General features: G+C 61.8%; 15 protein-coding genes, 14 pseudogenes and 1 riboswitch. Of the genes and pseudogenes, 9 read left to right on the forward strand and 20 right to left on the reverse strand.

Annotated features, from left to right (window positions below; translation table 11 throughout):
• Positions 1–82 precede the first annotated feature (82 nt).
• Positions 83–1642, forward strand: a pseudogene (locus EIO60_RS05065) (inorganic phosphate transporter).
• Between the two features lie 43 nt (positions 1643–1685).
• Here the strand turns inward: EIO60_RS05065 and EIO60_RS05070 are convergent.
• The 4 genes and pseudogenes from EIO60_RS05070 to EIO60_RS05085 all read right to left on the reverse strand — a co-directional run.
• Positions 1686–2826: pseudogene (locus tag EIO60_RS05070) on the reverse strand (MFS transporter); the annotation flags it as partial.
• A 72-nt stretch (positions 2827–2898) separates the two neighbouring features.
• A pseudogene (locus EIO60_RS05075) lies at positions 2899–3714 on the reverse strand (tRNA-dihydrouridine synthase).
• Between the two features lie 4 nt (positions 3715–3718).
• Positions 3719–5086, reverse strand: coding sequence for an ATP-dependent RNA helicase RhlE (gene rhlE, locus EIO60_RS05080; RefSeq protein ID WP_258576094.1), 1368 nt, complete (start codon positions 5084–5086; stop codon positions 3719–3721).
• 230 nt (positions 5087–5316) lie between these two features.
• Entirely contained in the window at positions 5317–5709 is a 393-nt protein-coding gene (locus EIO60_RS05085; RefSeq protein WP_258576095.1) for a YbhQ family protein, read from the reverse strand.
• A gap of 179 nt (positions 5710–5888) precedes the next feature.
• On the opposite strand from EIO60_RS05085, the pseudogene EIO60_RS05090 reads away from it, so the two are divergent.
• Positions 5889–6250 (forward strand): annotated as a pseudogene (locus EIO60_RS05090) (endonuclease/exonuclease/phosphatase family protein); the annotation flags it as partial.
• Positions 6192–7364 (forward strand): annotated as a pseudogene (gene clsB / locus EIO60_RS05095) (cardiolipin synthase ClsB). The pseudogenes EIO60_RS05090 and clsB, both read left to right, overlap by 59 nt.
• Before the next feature lie 137 nt (positions 7365–7501).
• Here the strand turns inward: clsB and EIO60_RS05100 are convergent.
• Positions 7502–8203, reverse strand: a pseudogene (locus EIO60_RS05100) (Bax inhibitor-1/YccA family protein).
• Here EIO60_RS05100 and EIO60_RS05105 point away from each other — a divergent pair.
• On the forward strand, positions 8135–8764 hold the full coding sequence (locus EIO60_RS05105) for a DUF1264 domain-containing protein (protein ID WP_374058148.1): 630 nt from the start codon (positions 8135–8137) through the stop codon (positions 8762–8764). The pseudogene EIO60_RS05100 and the gene EIO60_RS05105 overlap by 69 nt on opposite strands.
• Here EIO60_RS05105 and moaE read toward each other — a convergent pair.
• The 5 genes and pseudogenes from moaE to moaA form a co-directional block, all read right to left on the reverse strand.
• Positions 8761–9194: pseudogene (gene moaE, locus EIO60_RS05110) on the reverse strand (molybdopterin synthase catalytic subunit MoaE). The gene EIO60_RS05105 and the pseudogene moaE overlap by 4 nt on opposite strands.
• Position 9195: 1 nt before the next feature.
• Entirely contained in the window at positions 9196–9414 is a 219-nt protein-coding gene (locus EIO60_RS05115; protein ID WP_258576291.1) for a MoaD/ThiS family protein, read from the reverse strand.
• Positions 9407–9640, reverse strand: a pseudogene (locus tag EIO60_RS05120) (cyclic pyranopterin monophosphate synthase MoaC); the annotation flags it as partial. The gene EIO60_RS05115 and the pseudogene EIO60_RS05120, both read right to left, overlap by 8 nt.
• 2 nt (positions 9641–9642) lie before the next feature.
• Positions 9643–10011: pseudogene (locus EIO60_RS05125) on the reverse strand (MogA/MoaB family molybdenum cofactor biosynthesis protein); the annotation flags it as partial.
• Positions 10012–10027: 16 nt separating this feature from the next.
• A pseudogene (gene moaA, locus EIO60_RS05130) lies at positions 10028–10998 on the reverse strand (GTP 3',8-cyclase MoaA).
• A riboswitch (molybdenum cofactor riboswitch) is annotated at positions 10985–11118 on the reverse strand. (Overlaps the previous pseudogene by 14 nt.)
• Before the next feature lie 178 nt (positions 11119–11296).
• Between moaA and EIO60_RS05135 the strand changes: the two are divergent.
• The gene (locus EIO60_RS05135) at positions 11297–12202 is read left to right on the forward strand and encodes a gluconeogenesis factor YvcK family protein (RefSeq protein ID WP_258576096.1); all 906 of its coding nucleotides are present in this window, start codon (positions 11297–11299) and stop codon (positions 12200–12202) included.
• 4 nt (positions 12203–12206) lie between these two features.
• Here EIO60_RS05135 and uvrB read toward each other — a convergent pair whose 3' ends face one another.
• Positions 12207–14228 carry an excinuclease ABC subunit UvrB gene (uvrB, locus tag EIO60_RS05140; protein WP_258576097.1) on the reverse strand — a complete coding sequence of 674 codons (2022 nt, stop codon included), beginning with the start codon at positions 14226–14228 and terminating at the stop codon, positions 12207–12209.
• An 877-nt stretch (positions 14229–15105) separates the two neighbouring features.
• Between uvrB and EIO60_RS05145 the strand changes: the two are divergent.
• A pseudogene (locus EIO60_RS05145) lies at positions 15106–15805 on the forward strand (ABC transporter ATP-binding protein).
• A 3-nt stretch (positions 15806–15808) separates the two neighbouring features.
• Here the strand turns inward: EIO60_RS05145 and bioD are convergent.
• Genes bioD through bioB form a run of 4 tightly spaced genes read right to left on the reverse strand, consistent with a single transcriptional unit; the run spans position 15809 to position 19383 of the window.
• The gene (gene bioD / locus EIO60_RS05150; protein ID WP_258576098.1) at positions 15809–16477 is read right to left on the reverse strand and encodes a dethiobiotin synthase; all 669 of its coding nucleotides are present in this window, start codon (positions 16475–16477) and stop codon (positions 15809–15811) included.
• On the reverse strand, positions 16474–17229 hold the full coding sequence (bioC, locus tag EIO60_RS05155) for a malonyl-ACP O-methyltransferase BioC (protein WP_258576099.1): 756 nt from the start codon (positions 17227–17229) through the stop codon (positions 16474–16476). Before bioC ends, bioD begins: the two co-directional genes overlap by 4 nt.
• Positions 17210–18352: an 8-amino-7-oxononanoate synthase gene (locus EIO60_RS05160; RefSeq protein ID WP_258576100.1), complete on the reverse strand. Its 1143-nt coding sequence runs from the start codon at positions 18350–18352 to the stop codon at positions 17210–17212. Before EIO60_RS05160 ends, bioC begins: the two co-directional genes overlap by 20 nt.
• Positions 18352–19383 (reverse strand): biotin synthase BioB, encoded by a 1032-nt coding sequence (bioB, locus tag EIO60_RS05165; RefSeq protein WP_258576101.1) that lies wholly within the window; start codon positions 19381–19383, stop codon positions 18352–18354. Before bioB ends, EIO60_RS05160 begins: the two co-directional genes overlap by 1 nt.
• A gap of 86 nt (positions 19384–19469) precedes the next feature.
• Between bioB and bioA the strand changes: the two genes are divergently transcribed.
• Both bioA and EIO60_RS05175 read left to right on the forward strand, forming a co-directional pair.
• Positions 19470–20762, forward strand: coding sequence for an adenosylmethionine--8-amino-7-oxononanoate transaminase (bioA, locus tag EIO60_RS05170; RefSeq protein ID WP_258576102.1), 1293 nt, complete (start codon positions 19470–19472; stop codon positions 20760–20762).
• A gap of 87 nt (positions 20763–20849) precedes the next feature.
• A complete protein-coding gene (locus tag EIO60_RS05175) occupies positions 20850–21119 on the forward strand; it encodes a YbhB/YbcL family Raf kinase inhibitor-like protein (protein WP_258576103.1) in 270 nt (89 codons plus the stop codon).
• Between the two features lie 37 nt (positions 21120–21156).
• Here the strand turns inward: EIO60_RS05175 and EIO60_RS05180 are convergent, their stop codons facing one another.
• Both EIO60_RS05180 and pgl read right to left on the reverse strand, forming a co-directional pair.
• Positions 21157–21363 (reverse strand): hypothetical protein, encoded by a 207-nt coding sequence (locus tag EIO60_RS05180; protein ID WP_258576104.1) that lies wholly within the window; start codon positions 21361–21363, stop codon positions 21157–21159.
• 294 nt (positions 21364–21657) lie between these two features.
• Positions 21658–22656 (reverse strand): 6-phosphogluconolactonase, encoded by a 999-nt coding sequence (pgl, locus tag EIO60_RS05185; RefSeq protein ID WP_258576105.1) that lies wholly within the window; start codon positions 22654–22656, stop codon positions 21658–21660.
• 219 nt (positions 22657–22875) lie between these two features.
• On the opposite strand from pgl, the pseudogene EIO60_RS05190 reads away from it, so the two are divergent.
• Positions 22876–23591 (forward strand): annotated as a pseudogene (locus EIO60_RS05190) (pyridoxal phosphatase).
• On the opposite strand, the pseudogene modC reads toward EIO60_RS05190, so the two are convergent.
• The 3 genes and pseudogenes from modC to EIO60_RS05205 form a co-directional block, all read right to left on the reverse strand.
• A pseudogene (modC, locus tag EIO60_RS05195) lies at positions 23592–24632 on the reverse strand (molybdenum ABC transporter ATP-binding protein ModC). It lies immediately after the preceding pseudogene.
• Positions 24632–25072, reverse strand: a pseudogene (locus tag EIO60_RS05200) (ABC transporter permease); the annotation flags it as partial. The pseudogenes modC and EIO60_RS05200, both read right to left, overlap by 1 nt.
• A complete protein-coding gene (locus EIO60_RS05205; RefSeq protein ID WP_258576106.1) occupies positions 25063–25218 on the reverse strand; it encodes an AcrZ family multidrug efflux pump-associated protein in 156 nt (51 codons plus the stop codon). The pseudogene EIO60_RS05200 and the gene EIO60_RS05205, both read right to left, overlap by 10 nt.
• Between the last annotated feature and the right edge of the window lie 10 nt (positions 25219–25228).

Here is a 25228-nt window from a genome sequence, read left to right on the forward strand (position 1 = left end):
TTGTTCTGTCATATAAAGCGCGTATCCCTGCCAGTAATGGGCGCCGGCCAGGGCGCGCCCGCAACTGACTCTGAGGTGTTCCATGAGCGAAAACAGTCTGTCCCGCCTCGGCGAGAGGACCGTCCCGACCTGATCGGCAAGCGTAACCGCTTTTCCAGGCAGCTGTTTCTGATACTGTTGGTGGCGGGATTGAGTTTTGCCGGATTCAACTTGTTCAGAGACGTGCAGGAGACCGACACGCCGGTTACCAGCTATGTCCCCTTCTTCTTGCTTGGCCTGGCGCTGGTGATCGCACTGGGCTTTGAGTTCGTCAGATACAGCTAACGCCGTCGCGACGGTGCTCTACACCCACTCGCTGACGCCCAGCGTCGCGGTGGTCTATTCCGGGCTGTGCAAATTTCTTGGTGTGCTGCTCTCCAGCGGCGTGGTGGCCTTCGGCATTATTTCTATGCTGCCGGTGGAGCTGATTCTGCAGGCGGGCAGCGGCGGCGGCTTCGCGATAGTCTATGCGCTGCTCTTCTCCGCCATTATCTGGAACCTCGGCACCGGGTATTTTAGGCTGCCCTCCTCCTCCCATACGCTGATCGGCTCTGTTATCGGCGTCGGCGTAGCCAACGCCCTGCTGCATGGCCGCAGCGGCATGAGCGGTGTAGACTGGGATCAGACGATCAAGATCGGCTATTCGCTGATCCTTTCGCCGCTAGTCGGCTTTATCTGCGCCGCGCTGCTGCTGGCGATGAAGGCGCTGATCCGCAACCGCGAGCTTTATGAGGCGCCGAAAAGCAACGAGCCGCCGCCCGCCTGGATCCGCGGCCTGCTGATCCTCACCTGTACCGGCGTTTCGTTCGCCCACGGCTCCAACGACGGCCAGAAAGGCGTGGGGCTGATTCTGGTGGGCATCATGCCGATCGCCTATGCCCTTAACCGCTCGCTGCCGCCGGATCAGATCCCGCGCGTCGCGGCGCTGGCGCAGGTCACCGAGGACCAGCTGCTGCAGCTGCAGCCTGCCAGTGCGCGCCCGCCCGTCTCACGCGACGTGCTGACCGACTATGTGCGCACCAACAACCTCAACGCCGACGTGCTGCCCGCGCTGGCGCTGACGCTGGGCGATATCAGCGAGCAGATCCGCCGCTACAGCTCGATGTAGAATATTCCGGCGCAGGCGGTCTCCAACACCCGCAACCAGATGTACCTAGCGTCAGAGACGATTAAGCATATTCAGACCAACAAGGTGGCAATGCTGGAAGAGACGCAGCGCAACCTAGGCGCCATCAAAAATGAGCTGGACAGCGCCACGCGCTTTATTCCGATGTGGGTGAAGGTGGTGTGGCAATTGCGCTGGGCCTCGGCACCATGGTCGGTTGGCGGCGCATCGTTGTTACCGTCGGCGAGCGCATCGGCAAAACCCACCTCAACTACGCACAGTGCGCCAGCGCAGAACTGGTGGCGATGGCGACCATCGGCGCGGCAGATAGCTTCGGCCTGCCAGTCTCCACCACGCAAGTGCTCTCGTCCGGCGTGGCGGGCAGCATGGCGGCCAACCGGTCTGCAGATGGCCACGCTGCACAACCTGGCAATGGCGTGGATCCTGACGCTGCCGGTGTCTGTGCTGCTGGCCGCCGGCCTCTACGCGCAGTTCTGATCGCTGACGGCGCGGCGTTATGCTGCGCCGCTGTTGCGCTGCAGCAGGCGCCCATGACAATGATGGCTGTCGCCAAGTAGACCGACTGCATCCCCCAGTAGCCGATCAGCAGGCCCGCCACCGGGCCGGTGAGCCCCAGCCCCAAATCGAGAAAGGCGGAGTAGACTCCCAGCGCCGATCCCTGATCTTGACGCGCCACATGCTTGACCGCCTCAACGCTCAGCGCCGGGAATATCAGCGAAAAGCTGCAGCCGGTCAGCAGCGCGCCGAGCTCCACCAGCACGCTGCTCTCCGCCTGCCAGATGATCAGCAGGCCTGCCGTCCCCAGCAGGAAGGAGACATCGCCACCTTCAGCCCGCCGAAGCGCGTAATGGCGCGGCTGAAGAGTAGGCGAAACAGCACAAAGCCAAGGCTAAACAGCGACAGCGCAAAGGCGGCGCCGCTCCAGTCGCGGCTGGCGAAGTAGAGGGTAATAAAGGTGGAGATAACGCCGAAGCCGATGGTGCTGAAGCCGAGCGCGAGGCCGAACAGCCAGACGCGCGAAAAGACGCGGTGAAACGGAATGCGCTCGCCGTATTGACCGCCACCGCCAGTTTGCGGCTCGCCAGCAGATAACCCAGCATGTCCATCAGTGCCACCAGGCCGGCAAAGCCGCTGATGCCCATGCCCTGATTCAGCATTATGCCGAGCGGCGCGCCAATCGCCATCGCCAGATAGGTGGCGACGCCGTTCCAGGAGAGCACCCGCGCCGTCTGCAACGGGCCGACGATATTCATGCCCCACCGCGTCGAGCCGGTGCTGCTGAAGCTCTCGCCGACGCCGAGAAAGAGCCGTCCCACCGCCAGCAACAGCAGGCTGAGAAGCGGCCAGTCGCGGCACAGCACGGCGACAATCGTCAGCGCACCGCTCATGCCACAGCAGATCGTGCCCAGCATCACCACCCGCTTCGGGCCGAGACGATCGGCCAGCCGTCCCGACTATGGGCGGCTCAGCTGCGTGGCGAAATATTGCAGGCTGATCATCAGTCCGGCCATGAACGAGCTGAACCCCAGTGAGTTATGCACGAAGCCGGGCAGCACCGCCAGCGGCAGGCCGACAGAGAGGTAGCAAAAGAAGGTGAAGATCAGAACGGAAAGAATACGTTTGTTGAGTTGACCGTCAGTCAGTACCGCGACATCAGACATGGCAGGCTGGCTTGTAGTGAAAAATAGCCTTCACTATACGCTTAGCCTGCTAACGGGTCGCCTGAATTTTTATCACAGGGCGTGACCGAAGTACTGCCGATCAATCACTTCTGCGATCGCGGCGGAGTGTTTCAGTGTGCGGATCTGCGTAAACGGCGCGTCCGCCTGCGGGTAGGCTTTGCGCAGATAGCCGAGCCACTGCTTAATGCGCGCCACGTGGTAGAGGCGCGGTATCGCTCTGCTTCTCCAGCCGCGTGTACTTCTGCAGCAGCGCCACCACCTCAGGCCAAGGCATCGGCGCCTCGTTGTACTTCACCACTCGACTGAGATTGGGTACGTTGAGCGCGCCGCGGCCAATCATTACCGCATCGCAGCCGGTGATGCGCAGACACGCCTGCGCGCTCTGCCAGTCCCAGATCTCGCCGTTGGCGATCACCGGAATGCGCAGCCGCTGGCGGATCTCGCCAATCGCCTGCCAGTTGATCGCCTCAGCGCGGTAGCCATCCTCTTTAGTGCGGCCGTGCACCGCCAGCTCGCTGGCACCCGCCTGCTGCACAGCGTCGGCGATCTCTAAGCAGCGCGCGCTGGAATCCCAGCCGAGCCGCACCTTGACCGTTACCGGCAGGTGCGCCGGCACCGCATCGCTTTCGCGCCGCGGTAGATCAGCTCGAGATCTTTGAGCAGCTGCAGGCGCACCCGTGTTCCGGCGGGCGTGCGGCTGGCGTTGGGCAGTTCGGGACAGAGGCGGTAGAACGATTTGACCGGCAGCAGCTGATCCACCACGCGCAAAAACTCGGTGATGCAGAGGTCATAGTCGTTGACCTCCGTTAGCAGTTCGCGCACCAGCGAATCAAGCACCCCCTCCATCGGGACCAGCAACACCCGCATGGCGTTACGCTGTTCCGGTTTTCTTCGCTGCCGGACGACGTGGCGGACGTGCGGCGCGGTTGCCCTCGGCAGCCTGGCCCTGACGGCGCGGCTGCGGAGCGCGCTTGTCGCCCTGCAGACGTTTTTCGCCCTGCGCGCGCGAGGACGGTGCGCCGCCCTGGCCCTGACCGCGGCCACGACCGCCGTGCGGCTGCTGCTGGCGACCGTTCTGAATCGGCTCCGCCTTGATACTCGGATCCGGCTCATAGCCCGGGATCGCCAAGCGCGGGATTTCGCGCTTCAGCAGACGTTCGATGTCGCGCAGCAACTTGTGCTCGTCTACGCAGACCAGCGACAGCGCGGCGCCGGTCGCCGCGGCGCGGCCGGTACGACCGATGCGGTGCACGTAATCTTCCGCTACGTTCGGCAGCTCATAGTTCACCACGTGCGGCAGCTCTTCGATATCCAGGCCGCGCGCGGCGATATCGGTAGCGACCAGTACGCGAATAGCACCGGTTTTAAAGTCCGCCAGCGCGCGGGTGCGGGCACCCTGACTTTTGTTGCCGTGAATGGAGGCGGCGGTGATGCCGTCTTTATTCAGCTGCTCCACCAGGTGGTTGGCGCCGTGCTTGGTGCGGGTAAAGACCAGCACCTGCTGCCAGTTGCCTTCGCCAATCAGCTGGGATAAAAGCTCCCGCTTGCGCTTCTTATCGACGAAATGCACCTGCTGCGAAACCTGCTCTGAGGCGGTATTGCGGCGCGCTACTTCGACCTGTACCGGGTTGTGCAGCAGCTTTTCTGCAAGCGCCTTGATCTCGTCGGAGAAGGTCGCGGAGAAGAGCAGGTTCTGGCGCTTCGCCGGCAGCTTCGCCAGCACACAGCGGATATCGTGAATAAAGCCCATGTCGAGCATGCGGTCCGCTTCATCCAGCACCAGCACTTCGACCTGCGACAGATCGACCGCGTTCTGATGTTCCAAATCGAGCAGACGGCCCGGCGTGGCAATCAGAATATCGACGCCGCCGCGCAGCTTTATCATCTGCGGGTTGATGCTGGTGCCGCCAAACACTACCAGCGAGCGCAGCGACAGGTATTTGCTGTAGTCGCTGACGTTTTCGCCCACCTGCGCCGCGAGTTCGCGCGTCGGCGTCAGGATCAGTGCGCGTACCGGGCGACGGCCGAGTCCCGTTGCGGGCTGCGAAGAGAGCTTCTGCAACAGCGGCAGAGTAAAGCCGGCGGTCTTGCCGGTGCCGGTCTGGGCGCTGGCCAGCAGGTCGCGGCCGGAGAGCACTACCGGAATCGCCTGCTGCTGCACAGGTGTAGGTTCGCGATAGCCCTGTTCGGCGATCGCGCGCAAAATATCGGCACTCAGGCCGAGAGAGTCGAATGACATTAAGTGTGTTACTCCGGCCCACCCTGACCGCGTTGAACGGTGTAGTTTTCAAAGTGGAAAGTGACGCCAGCCTGCGGCTAACGTGTGAAAAGGGCATAAACTACGATGCGTAAGCCCGGCAGTATAGCAGCTTTCTCCGCAGGGTGCGAGAAAGGCGAAAATAAGCGGGCGGTGCCTGCTCCAGAAAGCAGAAGGCCACCCGAAGGTGGCGTTGTTTATCGCGCTGACAGTTAGCTGCGCTTCTTCTCGATGCGTACCGCCGGCTCTTTCGCCAGCAGTGAGACCAGCGCCGGCCCCACCAACATCACCATGCCGAGACAGCCAAGCAGCAGCGCATAGTGCACAAAGCGCGAGACCAGAAACAGCGTCATCATCGCCGCGCCAAAGTAGTAGGTGGTAGTCGCCTCTTCTAGATAATCACCGATGCTGCGCAAACGAACACTATGCTGCAGGACCAGCATGGCAATAAACACCACGGCATAGGCGGCTACCAGCGTGCTGCACACATCGGTCAGGGCGCGATGCTCCCAGCCCCAGACCAGCGCGGCAATAACCAGCGCGTGCATGGCAATATGCACGCAGGTTTGTCCGGTGATAATTTGAACACGATTAGACCATTTCATTCTCTTCTCCTGGCAGACCCAACAGGTCGCCCAAGTGCAACCCGCACAGGCCGGAAACGGTTTCCTCAATGTAAAGCAATTTTCGGATAACGCCCTAAATTTCCATCCTTGTCCGCACCCGTTTGTGACAAAGACTATACTTTACTTTTGTTGCTGATGAAAAGGAGTGCGTCGAGAGTATGCCACAAACTAAGCAAGGATTTTCCTTTAAAGTCCTGACGATCAATACCCACAAGGGATTACCACTTTCAACCTTCGCTTCATCCTGCCGGAACTGCGTGAAGCGGTACGCGCCACCTCGGCGGACATCGTTTCCCTGCAGGAGGTAATGGACACGCACGCTATTCATCCCCTGCATCCATGAGAACTGGTCCAACACACCGCACTACGAATGTGGAACGATTTCGCCTACGGGCGCAACGCTGTTTATCCGGAAGGACACTATGGGAACGCGATTTTGTCACGGTTTCCCATTCTGGAATATGAAAATCGTGATATTTCTGTGGCCGACAGCGAAAACCGCGGCATGCTGCACTGCAAAAAATGGCAAAGCGTTTTTCCCGCTCGTCTTTGGCTCGATTCAGCGCGCCGAACGCAGCGTGCTGCTGGAGACCTTTATCCTGTTCGAGGATGAGGTCGGCAAAGCATTGCATCGCGAGCTGCTGGCCGCCGCGCAGCGCGGCGTAAAGATTGAGGTGATGGTGGACGGCTACGGCTCGCCCGACCGCTTAGTCAACAGCCTGACGGCCGAAGCGGTGCGCTTTATCTATTACGATCCGCGTCCGCTGGTGATAGGTATGCACACCAACATTCTTCGCCGCCTGCACTGCAAAACCGTGGTGGTGGATGACGTCATCGCCTTTGTCGGCGGCATCAACTTTTCCGCCGAGCACAACACCAGCTACGGCCCGGAGGCCAAGCAGGACTATGCGGTAGAGGTAAAAGGGCCGATTGTGGCAGATATCACCGCCTATGTGCGTCAGGCGATGGGCAGCAAAGCGGTGACGCGGCGCTGGTGGGGCGGCCGTTCGCACCGCCCTGCCGTCAACGCGCAGGTGCTCTATGTCTATCGCAATAATGACGATCATCGTGACGATATCGAAAAACACTATCTCGATATGCTGAGCACCGCGAATGAGGATGTGATTATCGCCAACGCCTACTTTTTCCCCGGTTACCGGCTGCTGCGCGAGATGCGTTCGGCGGCACAGCGCGGCGTGCGGGTCAGGCTGATTGTGCAGGGCGAGCCGGATATGCCGATTGTCAAATTGGGCGCGAAGATGCTCTATAACTACCTGGTGGATGCGGGCGTCGAGGTCTACGAGTACATCCGGCGGCCGCTGCACGGCAAAGTGGCGGTGTAGGATGGGCAGAGGTCCACCGTCGGCTCCAGCGATCTCGATCCGCTGAGCCTGTCGCTTAACCTTGAAGCCAACCTGATTATCTATGACCGCGACTTCAACCAGACACTGCGCGATAACCTTGAGGGACTGCTGGCGCGCGACTGTCCGCCTGCCGCCGCGCACTTGGTGGCAGCTGACGAAAAGCATGTTGGTTTTCCACTTTTTACGCAATTCCCTGGCGATCGCTGGCTGCCCGCGCACACGCCGCTGATTGCGCAGGTCGATCTTATTCTGCCGCTGCTGCTGGCGTAGTGCTCTATCTGGTGCTAGAGAGCCGCGCGAAACACCTGCGGGCGAAGAACGAGCGCAAGCTGCAAAAGAACGCCTGACTGAGAGAAAGAGAGATAAAGACTGTCCCGCCAGCGCGGCGGGACAGCACCGCGGGTGAATCAGCGGCGGTTGCCGAAAATGCGCAGCAGCATCAGGAACAGGTTGATAAAGTCGAGATAGAGCTTCAGCGCGCCCATGATCGAATAGCGGCGCAGCGATTCGCAGATCGCGCAGGTCGATCTGCTCGCCCATCTGACGCAGCTGCTGAGTGTCATAGGCGGTCAGTCCCACAAACGCCACCACGCCGATATAGGTAATCGCCCACATCAGCGCCGGGCTTTTCAGCCAGAAGTTCACCAGTGACGCCAGCACAATGCCGATCAGCGAAACAGCAGGCTGCCGAAGCGGCTCAGGTCGCGCTTGGTGGTGTAGCCGTAAAAGCTCATTGCACCAAACATCCCTGCCGTCACAAAGAAGGTGCTGGCTATAGAGTTGAGGGTATAGGCGAGAAAGATGCTAGCCATCGTCAGCCCGGTCAGCACCGAATAGAGCATAAACAGGCCGGTCGCCAGCTCGCCGCTCAGGCGATGCACCAGGCCAGAGAGCACGAACACCACCGCCAGCTGCGCGATAATCAGGCCTAAGAAGGTCATGCGGTTGGAGAAGATAAAGAACATGATGCGTTCGTTGCCGGCCGCGTACCAGGAGACAAAGGAGGTCAGCAGCAGACCGCAAGTCATCCAGCCGTAAACCTGCACCATAAAAGTCTGCAGCCCGCTGACGGGCTGCACGAGAAAGTCGTTGCGTGGATATCGATCCATGATGCACCTCATGTGAGTGAACAGGCGTCGGCAAGCCGACGGTCAGCCTTTATCTACGACGGCAACACCAAAGACGCGCGGCTGATGGGCGTGGAGTATATTATCAGCGCGCGGCTCTACCAGACGCTGCCGCCGGAAGAGAAGAAGCTGTGGCACAGCCACGACTATGAGGTGAAATCGGGCACGCTGATTGCGCCTAGTCTGCCGCAGGCGGCCAATCACGCCCTGATAGCGCGCATCGCCAATACCTACGGCAAAACCTGGCACACCGACCGCGATAAGACGCTGCCGCTCCGAATTCCGGCGCTGATGATGGGCTTTACCGCCGACGGGCAGCTCGATAATCGCCTGCTGGCGGATCACGATAAGCGCTTCGATATCGACAGCCGCAAAATCCGGGCGTCGCGCGCCGATATCGTCACACAACCGGTGCTGCCGGGGGCCAACGCCTGGCAGCGCGGCGAGGTTATTCAGCTAAAACGCGTTTCCGGCGGCGGCGAGCACGCCCACGGCCATACCCACTTCAGGCCGGCGGAGCAACTCAGCAAGCCTCAATCCTAGCGCTGCGCCGCCTGATGGTCGCTGCCGCGGGCGTCGACCCAGCGGTCGCCTCGCGCTTCCAGAGGGGGGCGCGGGTTCTAAGGTAGTCCATAATAAACTCCGCGGCGGCGAAGGCGCTGCCGCGGTGCGCGCTGGTAACGCCGACGAACACGATCTCATCGCCGGGAAACAGCTCGCCGATGCGGTGAATGACGCTGACGCGCTGTAGCGGCCAGCGGCTGCGCGCCTCGTCGACGATCGCCTGCAGCGCCTTCTCCGTCATGCCCGGATAGTGTTCCAGCGTCAGCGCGGCGACGCTGTCGCCGAGGTTGTGATTGCGCACCTTGCCGGTAAAGGTCACCACCGCACCGTCGGCGTCGGAGGTGGAGAGCCAGGCGTATTCGTCCGCCATGCTGAAGGGGGCCGCGCCGACGCAGATCTGCGTTGCCATCTCAGCCTCCCGTCATCGACGGAAAGAACGCCACGTCATCGCCCACCTGCAGCGGATGGGTCATAGGTACCAGCGTCTGATTGACGGCAGCCAGCAGCTTGCCGGCGTCGAGCGCCAGCGCGCTGCGCAGCGTCGCCATGTAGGGAAAGCTGTCGGGCATCTCTAGCGCGCTGGTGCCGACCAGCTCGCGCACCTGCGCGAAAAACAGCACCTTAATTATGTCTCACCGCCTGGAAGTCGCCGGACTTGCCGTCGCTTTTGCTCAGCAGGCGCAGCTGATCGACCACGATATCCTTCTGCACCGCTTTGCACATGTCGTAGATGGTCAGGGCCGCCACCGACGCGGCGGTCAGCGCCTCCATCTCGATGCCAGTCTTGCCGCTCAGGCGGCAGAGCGAGATGATGCGCATGCGCTGGTGCTCCGGCTCGGCTACCAGATTCACTTCATCGAGTCGGGCAGAGTGAAGATCAGCGTGCCATTGGCAATGCCGGCGACGGCGCGCGACTGCAGCGTCGAGCCGCCGATATCCTCAAAAGAGAACATGCGGAACAGCTCGCCGAAACCCTCGATTTCGCGATCGAACAGCGGCTGCAGCGCTTCCGGCGTCACGTTTTTCGCATTGAAGCCGGTGCCACCGTTAACGATCGCCACCTGCACATCCTCGCCGACGATGGCGTGATCGACCACCACATGGCCCGCCTCGCGCGCTGCGGCGCGCAGGTAGTCGCCGGAGGTGTCGTTGCTGGCATCGCGCCCGTCGGAAACGGTCAGCACCGCAACGTTAACCGGCATAAATTCAGCCGTAGATTTGCCCATTTGCTCGCTCCTGAGATTATCCGCCGATAAAAGAAAGGTTCTGCGTAATGCCGGTGTTGCACTGGTGCAGGAAGTGAGTCTGCTTTTTCTCGCCCAGGCTGCGGGCGATGCGCGCCTGCAGCGCCGCCTGCTGGTCGTCAGAGGCGAGCAGATCGCGCAGTGGCACGCCGCCGTCGCCGAACAGGCAGAGATGCAGGTTGCCGTGCGCCGGGACGCGCAGCCGGTTGCAGCTGGCGCAGAAGTCGCGCAAATAGAGCATAATCAGGCCGATTTCGCCTACATAGTCGGGGTGGTAAAACCTGCGCCGGGCCGTCGCTGCGGCCGCTTTCACGGCGCTGCCAGCCCTGCGCCACCAGCTGATCGCGGATCACCGCACCGGAGACGTGCTGCTGGCGAAACTGCACCCCGCCCTCGCCCGTCCCCATCAGCTCGATAAAGCGCAGCTGAATCGGACGGGTGCGGATCCAGTCGAGGAAGGTTTGCAGGCTGCGGCTGTTGAGGTCGCGCATCAGCACGCTGTTGACCTTGACCTGCTGAAAGCCGGCGTCGATGCCTGCCATCACCTGATGGAACTTGTCCTGGCCGGTAATGGCGTGGAACCGGCGGGCGTCAAGACTGCCTACGCTGACGTTGAGCGCGGTGAGGCCGGCGTCGCGCCAGGCGGCGACGTCACGAGCCGATAGCCGTTGGTGGTCACGGTGATATGGCGAATGGCGCGATTTTCCCGCATGGCGGCGATAATATCGGTAAAATCACGGCGCAGCGACGGCTCGCCGCCGGTCAGGCGTACCTTTTCGGTGCCCGCCGCCGCGAAGGCGCGCGTGACGCGTCGAATCTCATCGAGCGAGAGGAAACTTTTGTTGCGCACGCTCTACGGCTTGTAGCCGTCGAGCAGGCAGTAGGTGCAGCGGAAGTTACAGACATCCGTGACCGAGAGACGCAGGTAGTAAACGGACGTGCAAATACATCAGTAAATTGTGACACCAGAACACCTTTCCAAGTACAGGAGATGCAGGCATTTCTTTCTGCACCCCAGCAGCGCGTTGGCTGTGGCCTGAATCCCCTATCGTTTGACTTAGGCATTCTGGCTTTGAGTGTATGTCGCCCATATGGACGACATGGTTGGCAAATGGTAGCGCGAAATCTGCCGCTCTGCCATCACCTAATTTCGCTATACATGATGATATATAACACATTTCCGCGGCATTCCGCGGCAGTAGGGTTAACATAGCCCGCTGAACCTGACGCCGGATCGGCGCGTCGACAGCGGGTGTAAAGAGGAAGCATGAACCGAACTTTATCAGACCTTGATCGCGTCGTGGCGCTAGGCGGCGGGCACGGCCTAGGGCGCGTGATGTCCGCCCTGTCGCCGCTCGGCTCGCGTCTGACCGGCATCGTCACTACAACCGACAACGGCGGCTCCACCGGCCGCATCCGCCGCTCCGAAGGCGGTATCGCCTGGGGCGACATGCGCAACTGCATCAACCAGCTGATCACCGAGCCGAGCGTCGCCTCGGCGATGTTTGAGTATCGCTTCGTCGGCAACGGCGAGCTGGCCGGACACAACCTGGGCAACCTGATGCTGAAGGCGCTCGATCACCTTAGCGTGCGGCCGCTGGAGGCGATCAATATCATCCGCAATCTGCTCAAAGTGGACGCCTTTTTGATCCCGATGTCGGAACAGCCGGTGGATCTGGTGGCGCTCGACAGCGAGGGTAACATGGTTTACGGCGAAACCGCCATCGACGGCATGACGCAGCCGCCGCAGGAGCTGATGCTGCACCCCAACGTTACGGCGACGCGCGAGGCGCTGGAGGCGGTAGCCGAGGCGGATCTGATCCTGATTGGTCCTGGCAGCTTCTACACCAGTCTGATGCCGAGCCTGCTTATGGAGGAGATGGCGCGCGCCCTACGCCGCACGCCCGCCACCATGGTGTTTATCGGCAACCTCGGTCGTGAGCTGAGCCCGGCCGCCGCCAGCCTGACGGTGGCGGATAAGCTGGCGATGATGGAGAAGTATATCGGCAAGCGGGTGATTGACGCGGTGGTGGTCAGCCCGGCGGCCGACACGGCTGGCATGGAGGATCGCCTGATTGTGCGCGAGGCGCTGGAGGCCGCCGACATTCCCTATCGTCACGACCGCCAGCTGCTGCGCGTAGCGCTGGAGCACGCTATCCAGCGCTTTAGCTGAGGCGCTACGAGGCGGCGATAAACAGCTCGCGCAACTCGTGCAGCTTGTCACGCATGTTGGCCGCCTCTTCGAACTCTAGGTTCTGCGCATGCTGCTGCATCTGCGTCTCCAGCTCGTGGATTTTCTTCTGCAGCGCCTGCGGCGTCAGCGCCAGATAGTTTGCCTCTGCCTCGGCGACGCTGCGGCTGGTGGCCTTGGCCTTGCCGCGCGTCTTGACCACGTTCTGCCCCAGCTCGAGGATATCGGTGATATTTTTGTTGAGGCCCTGCGGCACAATGCCCTTCTCTTCGTTGTACTTCTGCTGCTTCTCGCGGCGGCGCTCGGTCTCCTCAATGGCGCGCGCCATCGAGTTGGTGGTCCTGTCGGCGTAGAGGATCGCCTTGCCGTTGACGTTACGCGCGGCGCGGCCAATGGTCTGGATCAGCGAGCGCTCAGAGCGCAGAAATCCCTCTTTGTCCGCGTCAAGGATCGCTACCAGCGACACTTCCGGCATATCCAGCCCTTCGCGCAGCAGGTTGATCCCCACCAGCACGTCGAACTCGCCAAGGCGCAGATCGCGGATAATCTCTATGCGCTCTACAGTGTCGATATCAGAGTGCAGGTAGCGCACCTTTTCGCCGTGCTCTTCCAGATATTCAGTAAGATCTTCCGCCATGCGCTTGGTCAGCGTGGTCACCAGCACGCGCTCGTTGATGCCCACGCGCTTGCGAATCTCCGACAGCAGATCGTCCACCTGGGTCGCCACCGGACGCACCTCCAGCAGCGGATCGAGCAGCCCGGTAGGCCGCACCACCTGATCGATCACCTCGCCACCCGACTTCTCCAGCTCGTAGTTGCCCGGCGTCGCGGAAACGTAGATGGTCTGCGGCGCCAGTGCCTCAAACTCCTCGAACTTCATGGGACGGTTATCGAGCGCTGAAGGCAGGCGGAAGCCATACTCCACCAGCGTCTCTTTACGCGCGCGGTCGCCTTTATACATACCGCCGATCTGCGGAATGGTGGCGTGGGATTCATCGACAATCAGCAGCCCGTCGGCGGGCAGGTAGTCGAACAGCGTCGGCGGCGGCTGGCCCGGTCCGCGCCCGGAGAGGTAGCGCGAGTAGTTTTCGATGCCCGAGCAGTAGCCCAGCTCGTTCATCATCTCCAGATCAAACTGGGTGCGCTGCGTCAGGCGCTGCTCTTCCAGCAGCTTGTTGTTTTCCAGCAGCACGCGGCGACGATCCGCCAGCTCGGCTTTGATATCTTCCATCGCCTGCAGGATGCGCTCACGCGGCGTCACGTAGTGCGTTTTCGGATAGATGGTGAAGCGCGGCACGGTAGAGACGATCTGCCCGGTGAGCGGATCGAACAGTGACAGCCGCTCCACCTCTTCTTCGAACAGCTCGACGCGCAGCACCATATCCTCCGACTCCGCCGGGAAAATGTCGATCACCTCGCCGCGCACGCGGAAGGTGCCGCGCTGAAACGCCTGGTCGTTGCGCGCATACTGCAGCTCCGCCAGCCGGCGCAGAATGCTGCGCTGGTCGATGATCATGCCGCGCGTCAGGTGCAGCATCATCTTCAGATAGAGATCAGGGTCGCCCAGACCGTAGATCGCCGACACCGAGGCCACCACGATAACGTCGCGGCGCTCCAGCAGCGCTTTGGTCGCCGACAGACGCATCTGCTCGATATGTTCGTTTACCGAGGCGTCCTTTTCGATAAAGGTGTCGGAGCTCGGCACATAGGCTTCGGGCTGGTAGTAGTCGTAGTAGGAGACGAAGAACTCCACTGCGTTTTCGGGGAAAAACTCCTTCATCTCGCCGTAAAGCTGCGCCGCCAGGGTTTTATTCGGTGCCAGTACCATTGCAGGCCGGTTGAGATCGGCGATGACGCTGGCGACGGTAAAGGTTTTACCCGAGCCGGTTACGCCAAGCAGCGTCTGATGGGCAAGACCATCCTCCAGCCCCTCTTTGAGGCGGCGAATCGCTTCTGGCTGATCGCCGGAGGGCTGAAAGGCAGAATTTAGTTTAAAGACTTTACTCATGACATGCGGTTCCTACTGAAGAATGCGGCGGGTAGCGCAGTCATTTTACTCTGCCGTAGCGAATTTGCCAGAAATTGATACTGGATAAATCACCAGTAAACCTGCAAAGTAAACGGTTGCAGCCGCGGCGCGCTTACGTTACGCGCCGCGGAAAAAGTTTTCCGCCGCGTTGTGCAAGGTTATCCCCAGCCAGAGCGGCGTTATAACATTTGTCAAGAGAGCGTCATTAAATTTCAGCTGTGTTACGCAGCGGAAATTCCTCAGGCTTGTTTTTAATAACATATTGTTTTATCAAAGAACATGAAAAAAGCCCAGTTTCTCGACATAATAAGACCAGGCCGCGCAGTACCTCGCTTGCGCCCTGTTTTCACTATCTAATGCACAAGGTTACCCACAGGAATAGTGGATAACTAAGCACAGCCCTTTCGCCATCAGCTGTGCATAATTTTTTATTGTTAAGCCGCGCGCGTAAAAAAAATTTTTTTCTGCTGCAATTTCTCCCAGAAGCCGCGCGCCGGGCTATGCTTTTCCCACCTGCTGCTCAGCTTTTGTCCAGCCGCACCCCATATTAAGACCAGACATAATTCAACAGGCTGCCTTGCTGCCCCCCGTTGTACCAGAAACGGTAAGGCACCGGCAGAGTGCAGCCGGCTAATTTGCCTGCGGTAATTGTTAAGCAACATTCATCTTTTACGGCATTTTCTCTTCGCGCCGCGCCATTTGGCTGTTGGCTAACTCTGGCCCGTTAATTGCGGTATTCCGTTACGCGAAGTTCACGGGACGACATGAGCGCGACCGCAACTGTTGAGGACTTGTTTGACAGACGTCGAAGAGCGGATGCATTCAGGCAAATTATCTGGAAAGAAGAGAGGGTCAGATGCTGAGTTTACGTTCGGTGAATCAGTTTTACGGGCAGAACCATACTTCTGTGGGATGTGGATCTCGACCTGCCGCCAGACACCTGCACCGGCGTGCTGAGACGGCCCGGCATGGGTAAGACCACGCTGGTGAACTGTATTGTGGGCCGGCTGCCCGTCAACAGCGGTTCGATGACCGGGCAGGAAGATGGCCTGCCGCCGCGCGATCTGCTGCTACAGCCCGCCGAGCAGCGCGCCCGCATGGGCATCGGCTACATGCCGCAGGGGCGACATATTTTCTCCCAGATGAGTGTAGAGGATAACCTGCTGATCGCGCTGCTGGCTGGCAGCGGTCAGGGAGACAAGACGCATGCGATCCCGGAGATGGTGTTCGACCTGTTTCCGGCGCTCTACTCGCTGCGGCAGCAGCGCAGCGGCGAGCTACCATTGACCAGCAGCAGCTGGCGCTGTCGCGCGCTGGTACTGCGCCCCAGGCTGTTACTGGATGAGCCGACAGACGGCATGTCTCCCTGGCTGGAAGAGGAGGTAGGCAATCTGATCCGTCGCCTGAATCTCGACTACGGCCTGACAATTCTGCTGCTGGAGCAGCGCGTCTCGCTGATCCGCCGCGTCGCCGACTATTCTCTGCTGCTATACCGCGGCCGCAACGTGGCGCAGCTCGACGACCTGACTGTCAACAAATGGCTGGCAGTGAGCTGAACACTAGCGCGGCAGCGTCATGTAGCGACCGCACTCCGCCTGCGCCGCCGCATCCGGTAGCCAGGGGATCTCGCCGAGAAACGGCGCAGGAATGTGCTGTTTCAGCGTCGCCATATAAGCCTGGTGGCGCTTGCCCGGCGGCTCGATGTCGTTGGCGATCCAGCCCGCCAGCCGCAGGCCGCGCGCCAGCACCGCGTCGGCGGTAAGCATCGCGTGGTTGATGCAGCCCAGCTTGACGCCAACCACTAAAATCACTGGCAGCTGCTCCTGCGAGACCCAGTCGGCGTAGGTTTGCGTCCCCGACAGCGGCGTGTACCAGCCGCCAGCGCCCTCTACCAGCACCCACTCCGCCTGCGCCTCAAGCGCGCGCAGCCCCTGTGACAGCGTCTCGAACGCGATTGGCCTGTTCTCTTCCGCACTGACGATATGCGGCGACGTCGGCTCGATAAACGCCAGCGGATTGACCTGCTCATAGCGCAGCACCAGGCTGCTGTAGCGCTGCAGCGCCAGCGCGTCGCTGTTGCGAATGGCCTGCGGCGTGACGTCGCAGCCGGAGGCGACCGGCTTGTAGCCCGCAGTGCGGTAGCCCGCCGCGCTTGCCGCCTGCAGCAGCGCGCCGCTGGCGACGGTTTTGCCCACCTCGGTATCGGTGCCGGTGATAAACCATCTCATCGTTGTGTGACGCCCAAAAGCAGTTGATAGGTCAGGCGGCAGCCCTGCACGTCGCGCGGCCAGAGCGCCTCCAGCCGCGCCAGACGTTGCCGCGTCAGCGGGCTGCCGTCGCGGCCCTGATGCAGATGGGTGGCGCCGATGCCTTTCAGCGACTGCATCGCGCTCAGCGCGCTGGGAAAATGCATCACCTGCGTCTGGGGGATAAAGCGCAGATTCAGGCCGTCGCCTGCGGCGCGCACCTCTGCCTCGGTTAAAAAGCGGTTGGCGTGCTCCTCCGCACCCAGCGGCCGCCAGGCGTCGTGCACCTCCTGCAGCGAACCGGCCAGCAGCGTCGAAAACAGCATGGTGCCCTCGGGCCTCAGCACGCGGGCGAACTGCCGCAGCGCGGTGCGCAGATCGCTGCTCCACTGCACTGCCAGGTTGCTCCACACCAGGTCGATGCTCTGATCCGCCAGCGGCAGCGCGTCGATATCGCCCGCCAGATAGCAGGTCACCGCGTCGAGACTGCGCGCCTGCTGCAGCATCTGCGGCGAGAGATCGAGCGCCACGACCCGCTGGCCGCGCTGCCGCCACTGGCGGCTGTACCAGCCGGTGCCGCAGCCCGCATCCAGCAGATCGCCGCCTGCAACTGCCGGCGCCAGCGCCAGCAGCGCGTCGCCGCAGCGGCGCTGCAACTCGGCGTGTTGCTCATAGTGGCCCGCCGCGCGGCCAAAGGCGCGCGCGACCGCCTCTTTATTCACCTGCCGCGTCATGCAGCGCCTTCAGCAGTGCGTCGATATCACTCTCCTGATGTGCGGCGGTCAGCGTGATGCGCAGCCGCGCGGTGCCGGGCGGCACCGTGGGCGGGCGAATGGCGCTGACCCAGCAGCCCGCCTGCGCCAGCCGCTGCGACAGCCGCAGCGCGGCGCTGTTCTCGCCCACCACCAGCGGCTGGATCGCGCTCTCCGACGCCATCAGCGACCAAGGCAGCGCGGCGGCGGCGGCGCGAAAGCGCTGAATATTGTCGTGCAGGCGCTGACGCAGCGCGTCGCCGCGCTGGACTTCGTGCAGCGCCGCCAGCAGCGCGCTCGCCTGCGCCGGCGGCATTGCCGTCGAGTAGATAAGGTGGCGCGAAAACTGTAGGAAATAGTCGGCGGTGGTCTCATCACACAGCAGCGCCGCGCCGCTGACGCCGAACGCTTTGCCGAAGGTCACCACCAGCAGTTCGGGCTTCACTCCCTGCTGCCAGCAGCTGCCGCGCCCCTGCTCGCCGGTTACGCCGATGCCGTGCGCGTCATCCACCAGCAGCCAGCCGCCGGCGCGGCGCGTGGTCTCGGCAATCGCCGCCAGCGGCGCGCTGTCGCCGTCCATGCTGAATATGCCCTCGGTCATCACCAGAGTGGCACCGTCGCACGGCGGCGCCAGCCTCTGCGCTAGGCTCGCCACGTCGTTATGGTGAAAACGGCGCAGCGCGGCGGGCGTATGGCTGGCCGCGTCCAGCAGCGACGCATGCGCCAGCTTATCGGCGATCAGGCTATCCTGTTTCTGCGCCAGCAGATGCACCACCGCCTGGTTGGCGGCGAAGCCTGAGATAAACAGCAGCGCGCACTCATAACCGAGCCAGTGCGCCAGCTGCGTCTCCAGCCCGGCGTGCAGGTGGCTGTAGCCGGTGACGTGGCCGGAGGCGCCCGCGCCCGGCGCGCCGTGCCGCCAGCCGGCGAGCACCGCCGGATGCTGGCTCAGGCCGAGATAGTCGTTACTGGAGAAGTGGCGGTAGCTTTTACCGTCAACCTCCAGCGTGCGGGTGTCGTTGCGGGCGACGCGTAGCCGCTGCCGCCAGCCGTCAGCGGCGCGGCGCGCGTCAAGCGCCTGCGTCAAGCGTGTGGTAAAGCGCATTACACCGCCGCGTTGTAGAACTGCGCGGTATCGGCGTGGAACAGCTGCTCGCTCAGCTGCTTCTGCTGTTCGTTGTCGCCGTGCGCGGTGTGGGTCTGTTCCGGATTGAGGCCCAGCTTGCGGAACAGCAGCAGATCCTTGTCCTCTTCCGGGTTAGGCGTGGTCAGCAGCTTGCAGCCGTAGAAGATGGAGTTGGCGCCCGCCATAAAGCACATCGCCTGAGTCTGTTCGCTCATCTGCTCTCGGCCCGCCGAGAGGCGCACGTGGGAGGTCGGCATCATGATACGCGCCACCGCGATGGTGCGGATAAAGTTGAACGGCTCGACGTCATCGTTATCCGCCAGCGGCGTGCCTTTGACCTTCACCAGCATGTTGATAGGCACACTCTCCGGCGGCGTCGGCAGGTTCGCCAGCTGCACCAGCAGACCGGCGCGATCGCCGACCGTCTCGCCCAGCCCGACGATACCGCCCGAGCAGACCTTGATGCCGGCGTCGCGCACTTTGCCGAGCGTATCCAGTCGCTCCTGGTAGCTGCGGGTGGTGGTGATGCTGCCGTAAAATTCTGGCGATGTGTCGAGGTTATGGTTGTAGAAATCGAGGCCGGCGCCCGCCAGGCGCTGCGCCTGCTCCTCGTTCAGGGTGCCGAGAGTCATGCAGGTTTCCATTCCCAGCGCTTTAACGCCCTGCACCATCTGCTCCAGATAGGGCATATCGCGGTCGCTGGGGGTTTTCCACGCCGCGCCCATGCAGAAGCGGCTGGAGCCCGCCGCCTTCGCCTTACGCGCCGACGCCAGCACCTCCTGCACCTCCATCAGCCGCTCCGACGCCAGGCCGGTTTTATAGTGCGCGCTTTGCGGGCAATATTTGCAGTCTTCCGGGCAGGCACCGGTTTTGATCGATAACAGGGTGCTGACCTGCACCTGACGCGGATCGAAATGCTGGCGGTGCACCTGCTGCGCTTCGAACATCAGCTCGAGAAAAGGTTTGTCGAACAGCGCCTGCGCCTGCGCCAGAGTCCAGTGTTGTGCCATTACTTGCTCCAAAAAAAGGTGACATCCTAACCGTTTACGCGGTTATAGTTGTAAACTAAACCTTTCTTTTTTGATTTACAACCCATATGTTCACTTCTCAGGACGCCGAATTTGATCGCCAGCATATCTGGCACCCCTACACCTCGATGCACGATCCGCTGCCTTGCTACCCCGTGGTGGGCGCGCAGGGAATGTATCTGCGGCTGGCGGACGGCCGCGAGCTGGTGGACGGCATGTCCTCCTGGTGGGCGGCGATCCACGGCTACAACCATCCGCGCCTCAATCACGCCCTGCAGACGCAGATGGCGCAGATGTCGCACGTGATGTTCGGCGGCATCACCCATCCCGCTGCGGTGGCACTCTGTCGTCAGCTGGTGGCGATGGCGCCCGCCGCGCTGGAGTGCGTTTTCCTCGCCGATTCCGGCTCGGTTGCGGTGGAAGTGGCGATGAAGATGGCGATGCAGTACTGGCTGGGCCGCGGCGAAGCGCGTCAGCAGTTTCTGACGCTGCAGCGCGGCTATCACGGCGATACCTTTGCGGCGATGTCGGTCTGCGATCCCGATAACTCGATGCACAGCCTGTGGCGCGGCTATCTGCCGACGCACCATTTCGCCGCCGCGCCGCAGTGCGGCTTCGATGATGCCTGGGACGAAGGGGACGCAGAGGATTTTGTGCGCCTAATCGATCAACACCATCCGCAGCTTGCCGCGGTGATCCTCGAGCCGATTGTGCAGGGCGCAGGCGGCATGCGTTTCTACCACCCGAGCTATCTGCAGCAGGTGCGCGAATGCTGCAATCGCTATGGCGTACTGCTGATTGCCGATGAGATCGCCACCGGTTTCGGCCGCACCGGCAAACTCTTCGCCTGCGAGCATGCTGGCGTGACGCCCGATATTCTCTGTCTCGGCAAGGCGCTGACCGGCGGCATGATGACGCTGGCGGCGACCCTCGCCACGCGCCACGTCGCCGACACCATCAGCGAAAGTCCGGCGGGCTGCTTTATGCACGGGCCAACCTTTATGGGCAATCCGCTCGCCTGCGCCGTGGCGGTAGAGAGCCTGAACCTGCTCAGCGAGGGGCGCTGGCCGCAGCAAGTGGCGCGGATTGAGCGGCAGCTGCGCGAGGCGCTGCCGCCGCTGTGCCACCTGCCGCAGGTGGCGGACGTGCGGGTGCTGGGCGCTATCGGCGTGGTGGAGACCCGGCGGCCCGTGAACATGGCCGCGCTGCAGCGCTTTTTCGTTGAGAGCGGCGTCTGGATCCGTCCGTTCAGCCGCCTGATCTACCTGATGCCGCCCTATATCATCACGCCGGAAGCGCTACAAAAGTTGACGCAGGCGATTGCCGAGGCGCTGACCTACGACGCGCACTTTAGCGGCTGACCGCGGCTAACCGCAGGAAAGGCCACCGTTTTCAGATAAGATGGAAGCCGTTCGCTATGTACCCTTCCTGACAATCGAGGAGAGAAGATGCGCCTTTACAGCAATGATTTTAACGACGGCGACAAGATGCCAGAGCGCCACGTGTTCAACAGCATGGGCTACCAGGGCAACAATATCTCCCCGCACCTGGCGTGGGATGAGGCGCCGCAGGGCGAGAGTCATCGCTATATCTTTACCGTGCATGCGCTGGACGTTGAGGCAATCGAGGTGGACGCCGAGGCGAGCGGCGCAATGGTGGGCTTTAACGTGCACTTCCATGCGCTGGCGAGCGCCAGCATCACGGTGAACTACGCGTAACGGCTACGCTGGCGGCGTCACGAGCGGCGCCGCTGCGTCAGCGATCGATGGCGGATCTGCGCCCGCTCCGCCCGGCTGCCTGCCGTACGGTTTCACCGGGCAGGCCCATCTCCAGCAGGCGGCGCTTGACCGCCAGCCGACTCTCGCAGCGGCCAGGCTGGATGCCCTGTTCAATACTCTGCTGAATACCCTGCTCTATACCTTTTTTGATCCCTGCCTGTTCCAGCTGCTCTGCAATCGTCATCCCTGTATCCCTCTACTGCGACATCCGCTGTGCCAACTTGCGCACTAAAGCGGCGGCGTCCGCGCTTTCGCCCGCCTGAAGAATAGCGTATACCGGCGATACCATCGGCGCTGAAGAGAGGCTATCGGCCAGCAGGATGGTGACGAAAAAAGGGTGCGTCGATATTACCTTAGCGTGGCAAGGCCTGAAGAAAGAGAGGCGGAGAGTGCGAGACGCGCCGCTGCGGCGTTGTCACCAGCCAGCGGACGGAAGAAAAAAGCTGGCAACGTGTTGCCGGCTGAACCGAGGGCTGTGTTAGTCCAGCGTGTGGATCACCACCCACATCGGTCCCTGCCCCACCGCATAGCGCGCCAGCGGCGTCAGCAGCCCCTGCGGCTCGCTGATTTTATAGACTTCGATATGGTGCGACTTTTGCCCTGCCGCCACCAGATATTGGCCGCTGCGATCGATGTTGAAGCCGCGCGGCTGGGTTTCGGTCGGCTGATAGCCTTCAATGGTCAGCAGGCCGCCATCTTCACTGACGCTGAACACCGTCAGGGTGCTGCTGGTGCGGTCGCAGGCGTAGAGGAAACGGCCATCTGGTGTCAGATGGATGTCCGCCGCCCAGCGGGTTTCGCTGAAGCCCGGCGGCATCATATCCAGCGACTGTACGCGCTCGACCCCGCCGCGCACGTTATTCAGCGCCCAGACGTCGACGGTGCTGTCCAGCTCGTTGACGCAGTAAGCGTAGCTGCCGTTGGGGTGAAACGCCATATAGCGCGGGCCGGCGCCCTCGACGGTGCTTACCTGCGCCTGCTCGCGCGGCGTCAGCGTCCCGTCGTCGTTCAGACGATAGAGACAGATGCGATCCTGCTTCAGCGCCGGCACGAACAGCGTCTGATTGGCGTTGTCGATATTGGCGGAGTGGCAGCCCTCCAGCCCGTTAATCACCTGGCTCGGTGCCTGCGGCAGGCCATCTGCGCCAATCGGGCTGACGCTGACGCAGGCGTCATTATAAGAGCCGCAGAAGAGATAGTTGCCAGTGCGATCGGTGGAAATATGGGTCGGGCTGCCCGGCAGCGGCGCTTCGCCCGCCTCGCTCAGGGTGCCGTCCGCAGCAATGCGAAACGCCAGCACGCGAAAGTTCGGGCGCACGCCGACGTAGAGGAAATCTTTCTTCGGGCTGACCACCATCGGCTGAACCTGGCCGGCGATATCCGTCACCTGCAGCAGCGACAGCGCGCCCTCTTCATCTAACCGCCACGCGTGAATTTGCTGGCTCTCGGGACTGGCGGTATAAACAACCTGTTTCATGCATTCTCCTGTACGCAGCCTATCAATATTATATCTGTGGCTCACAGTAGCCTGTTTTGCTACGGTGCGCCGGAATCATTTATGCCCTGCTTTTTATCTCAGGACCGCGGTCGGGTGTAGACTCGATGGCTCTTTTAATCCCTTCAGACGGAATGAGTCATGAGCTATCGCGTAATCGCCCTCGACCTTGACGGCACAATGCCTGACGCCCGCTAAACCATCCTGCCCCAGTCGATCGACGCCATTTTGCGCGCGCGGCAGGCGGGCGTCAAAGTGGCTATCGTCACCGGGCGTCACCACTGCGCCATCCATCCTTTTATATCAGGCGCTGCAGCTGGATACATCCGCAATCTGCTGTAATGGCACCTATTTGTATGATTATCATGCAAAAAAGGTGATTAACCGCTGATCCGCTAGATAGGGCACGGGCGCTGCGCGTGATAGAAATGCTGGACGAGCACGGCATTCACGGCCTGCTCTATGTCGACGACGCGATGCTCTAGCAGACGCCGACGGGACACGTAACGCGCACGCTGAAATGGGCCGAATCGCTGCCGCCGCATCAGCGCCCGCTGTTCATGCAGGTGCCGGATCTGGCGCAGGCGGCGCGCGTCGCGCACTCCATCTGGAAATTCGCCCTGTCGTATGAAAACACCGCCGCGCTGCAGCAGTTCGCCGATTGCGTCGAGGCGGAACTGGGGCTGGCGTGCGAATGGTCGTGGCACGATTAGGTGAATATCGAGCAGCACGGCAACAGCAAAGGTCGGTGGCTAGCAGAGTGGGTCACCTCGCAGGGCATCAGCATGCTGGAAGCGGTTGTGCTGGGCGTGGCGATGGGCAACGCCGACGAGGCGATCAAGGCGCGCGCGAAACAGGTGATCGGCACCAATCTGGAGCCGGGCATCGCCGAGGTGATCCGCAAGCAGCTGCTCTAGTCAGGCGGTTACCGACACGCTTTTAATCTGAGCATAGAGCCACTGATCGGGCCGAATGCCCAGCCCGTCTCACGCCCACGGCGAGATGCGCGCCCAGAGTTCGCTGGTACCGATGCGCAGCCGCACCTCAACCTGCTCGCCCACCTCCAGCAACTCTGTCAACTGCGCTGGCAGAATATTGCGTATCGAGCTGTACTGCGGCGGCTGCAGCACCAGCGAGACGTCCGCCAAGGCGATGCGGATACGCAGCGAGGCTTTCACCGGTTGATTGACCCGGCTTACCCAGATATGCTGATCCCTAGCGACAGCGCGCTCATCGGATAGTCGGGATGATGCTCCAGCACCTGCACGCGCAGCACGCTGGTCAGTTCGTTCATCGGCAGCCAGGGGCGCATGGCGCTGCTGCTCCACACCTTCTCCAGCGGGCCGAACGCCCTGACACTGCCGCTGTCGAGCACCAGCACATTCTCCGTCAGCTGCAGGATCTAATCGAAGCTGTGCGCCACGTAGAGCACCGGAATCGCCACCTGCTTCGCCAGCTTCTGCAGCCAAGGCATAAATTCGCGCTGCTCGGCAGATCGAGCGAGGCCATCGGCTCGTCCATCAGCAGAATATCGGGCGCGCTCAGTAGCGCGCGCGCAATAATGGCGACGCGCTGCTTTTCGCCGCCCGACAGCGACAGCGGAAAGCGATCCAGTAGCGCCACCAGCGCATCAAACTGCCCCTTCATCGTAGGCGACATGCCGTAGCGCAGATTGCCGCGCACGCGATAGTTCGGAACAATCGCGCGTCCTGGAACACGTAGCCGACGCGGTGCTTCTCCGGCGGCAGCGCAATGCCCTTTTCCACGTCGAGCAGCACACGCTGATTAAGGGTAATCACGCCGCGCTATGGCTGCGTCAGCCCGCTGATGGCGTTGATCAGCAAAGTTTTGCCCGCCCCGGAGCGGCCGAACACGGCGGTTATGCCCTGCGCCGGGATGCAGGCATCGATATCAAGCTGGTAAGCGCCCAGCCGTTGAGAGAAGTTGAGTGTCAGCATCAGGCGCCCATCCTGCGGCGTCCCCAGCGCGCCAGCCATTCGGAGATTAGCAGCGAGAGCAGCGCCAGCACGATGGCAATGACGCACAGCCGCTCTCTCGGCGCCGGGCGTTTCGATCAGCGTGAACATCGCCAGCGGCAGAGTGCGCGTCTCATCCGGGATATTGGAAACAAAGGTAATGGTGGCACCGAACTCGCCCAGCGAACGGGCGAAGGCGAGCACGGTGCCGACAATCACGCCGGGCAGCGTTATGGTAAAAAAAACGCGCTAGCGTGCGCGCCGCCTGCTCCAGCCCGGTGTCCACCGCTTCCAGCGCTAGCCGGATGGCGCGCACCATCAGCGGAAAGGCGATCACCGCCGACGCCAGCGAAGCTAAAGCCGAACCAGTCGTAGAGATACTCGCCGACGATCCCGCGTCGTCCCAGGGCAATCAACAGCAGGTCGAGCGCGAAGCGTGCTCGCGGCGGCCAAATTTCGAGATGACGTTAAACACCTCGCCCAGGCAATAGATCAGACCCAACATAATCGCCATGACCACCGGCACCATAATCACCGCCACAGCAAGGCTTTTAATCAGTTCCAGCATGGAAGTCTCA

This window comes from Candidatus Pantoea persica, from assembly GCF_013753875.1.
In the GTDB taxonomy this organism is placed as follows: domain Bacteria; phylum Pseudomonadota; class Gammaproteobacteria; order Enterobacterales; family Enterobacteriaceae; genus Pantoea; species Pantoea persica.

Coding starts and splice junctions, on each gene's coding strand:
- EIO60_RS05205 (WP_258576106.1), bottom strand. CDS start 25,218: ATGCTGGAACTGATTAAAAGCCTTGCTGTGGCGGTGATTATGGTGCCG.
- bioB (WP_258576101.1), bottom strand. CDS start 19,383: ATGGCACAACACTGGACTCTGGCGCAGGCGCAGGCGCTGTTCGACAAA.
- EIO60_RS05085 (WP_258576095.1), bottom strand. CDS start 5,709: ATGAAATGGTCTAATCGTGTTCAAATTATCACCGGACAAACCTGCGTG.
- uvrB (WP_258576097.1), bottom strand. CDS start 14,228: ATGAGTAAAGTCTTTAAACTAAATTCTGCCTTTCAGCCCTCCGGCGAT.
- EIO60_RS05160 (WP_258576100.1), bottom strand. CDS start 18,352: ATGCGCTTTACCACACGCTTGACGCAGGCGCTTGACGCGCGCCGCGCC.
- pgl (WP_258576105.1), bottom strand. CDS start 22,656: ATGAAACAGGTTGTTTATACCGCCAGTCCCGAGAGCCAGCAAATTCAC.
- bioC (WP_258576099.1), bottom strand. CDS start 17,229: ATGACGCGGCAGGTGAATAAAGAGGCGGTCGCGCGCGCCTTTGGCCGC.
- bioA (WP_258576102.1), top strand. CDS start 19,470: ATGTTCACTTCTCAGGACGCCGAATTTGATCGCCAGCATATCTGGCAC.
- rhlE (WP_258576094.1), bottom strand. CDS start 5,086: ATGTCATTCGACTCTCTCGGCCTGAGTGCCGATATTTTGCGCGCGATC.
- EIO60_RS05180 (WP_258576104.1), bottom strand. CDS start 21,363: ATGACGATTGCAGAGCAGCTGGAACAGGCAGGGATCAAAAAAGGTATA.
- bioD (WP_258576098.1), bottom strand. CDS start 16,477: ATGAGATGGTTTATCACCGGCACCGATACCGAGGTGGGCAAAACCGTC.
- EIO60_RS05135 (WP_258576096.1), top strand. CDS start 11,297: ATGAACCGAACTTTATCAGACCTTGATCGCGTCGTGGCGCTAGGCGGC.
- EIO60_RS05175 (WP_258576103.1), top strand. CDS start 20,850: ATGCGCCTTTACAGCAATGATTTTAACGACGGCGACAAGATGCCAGAG.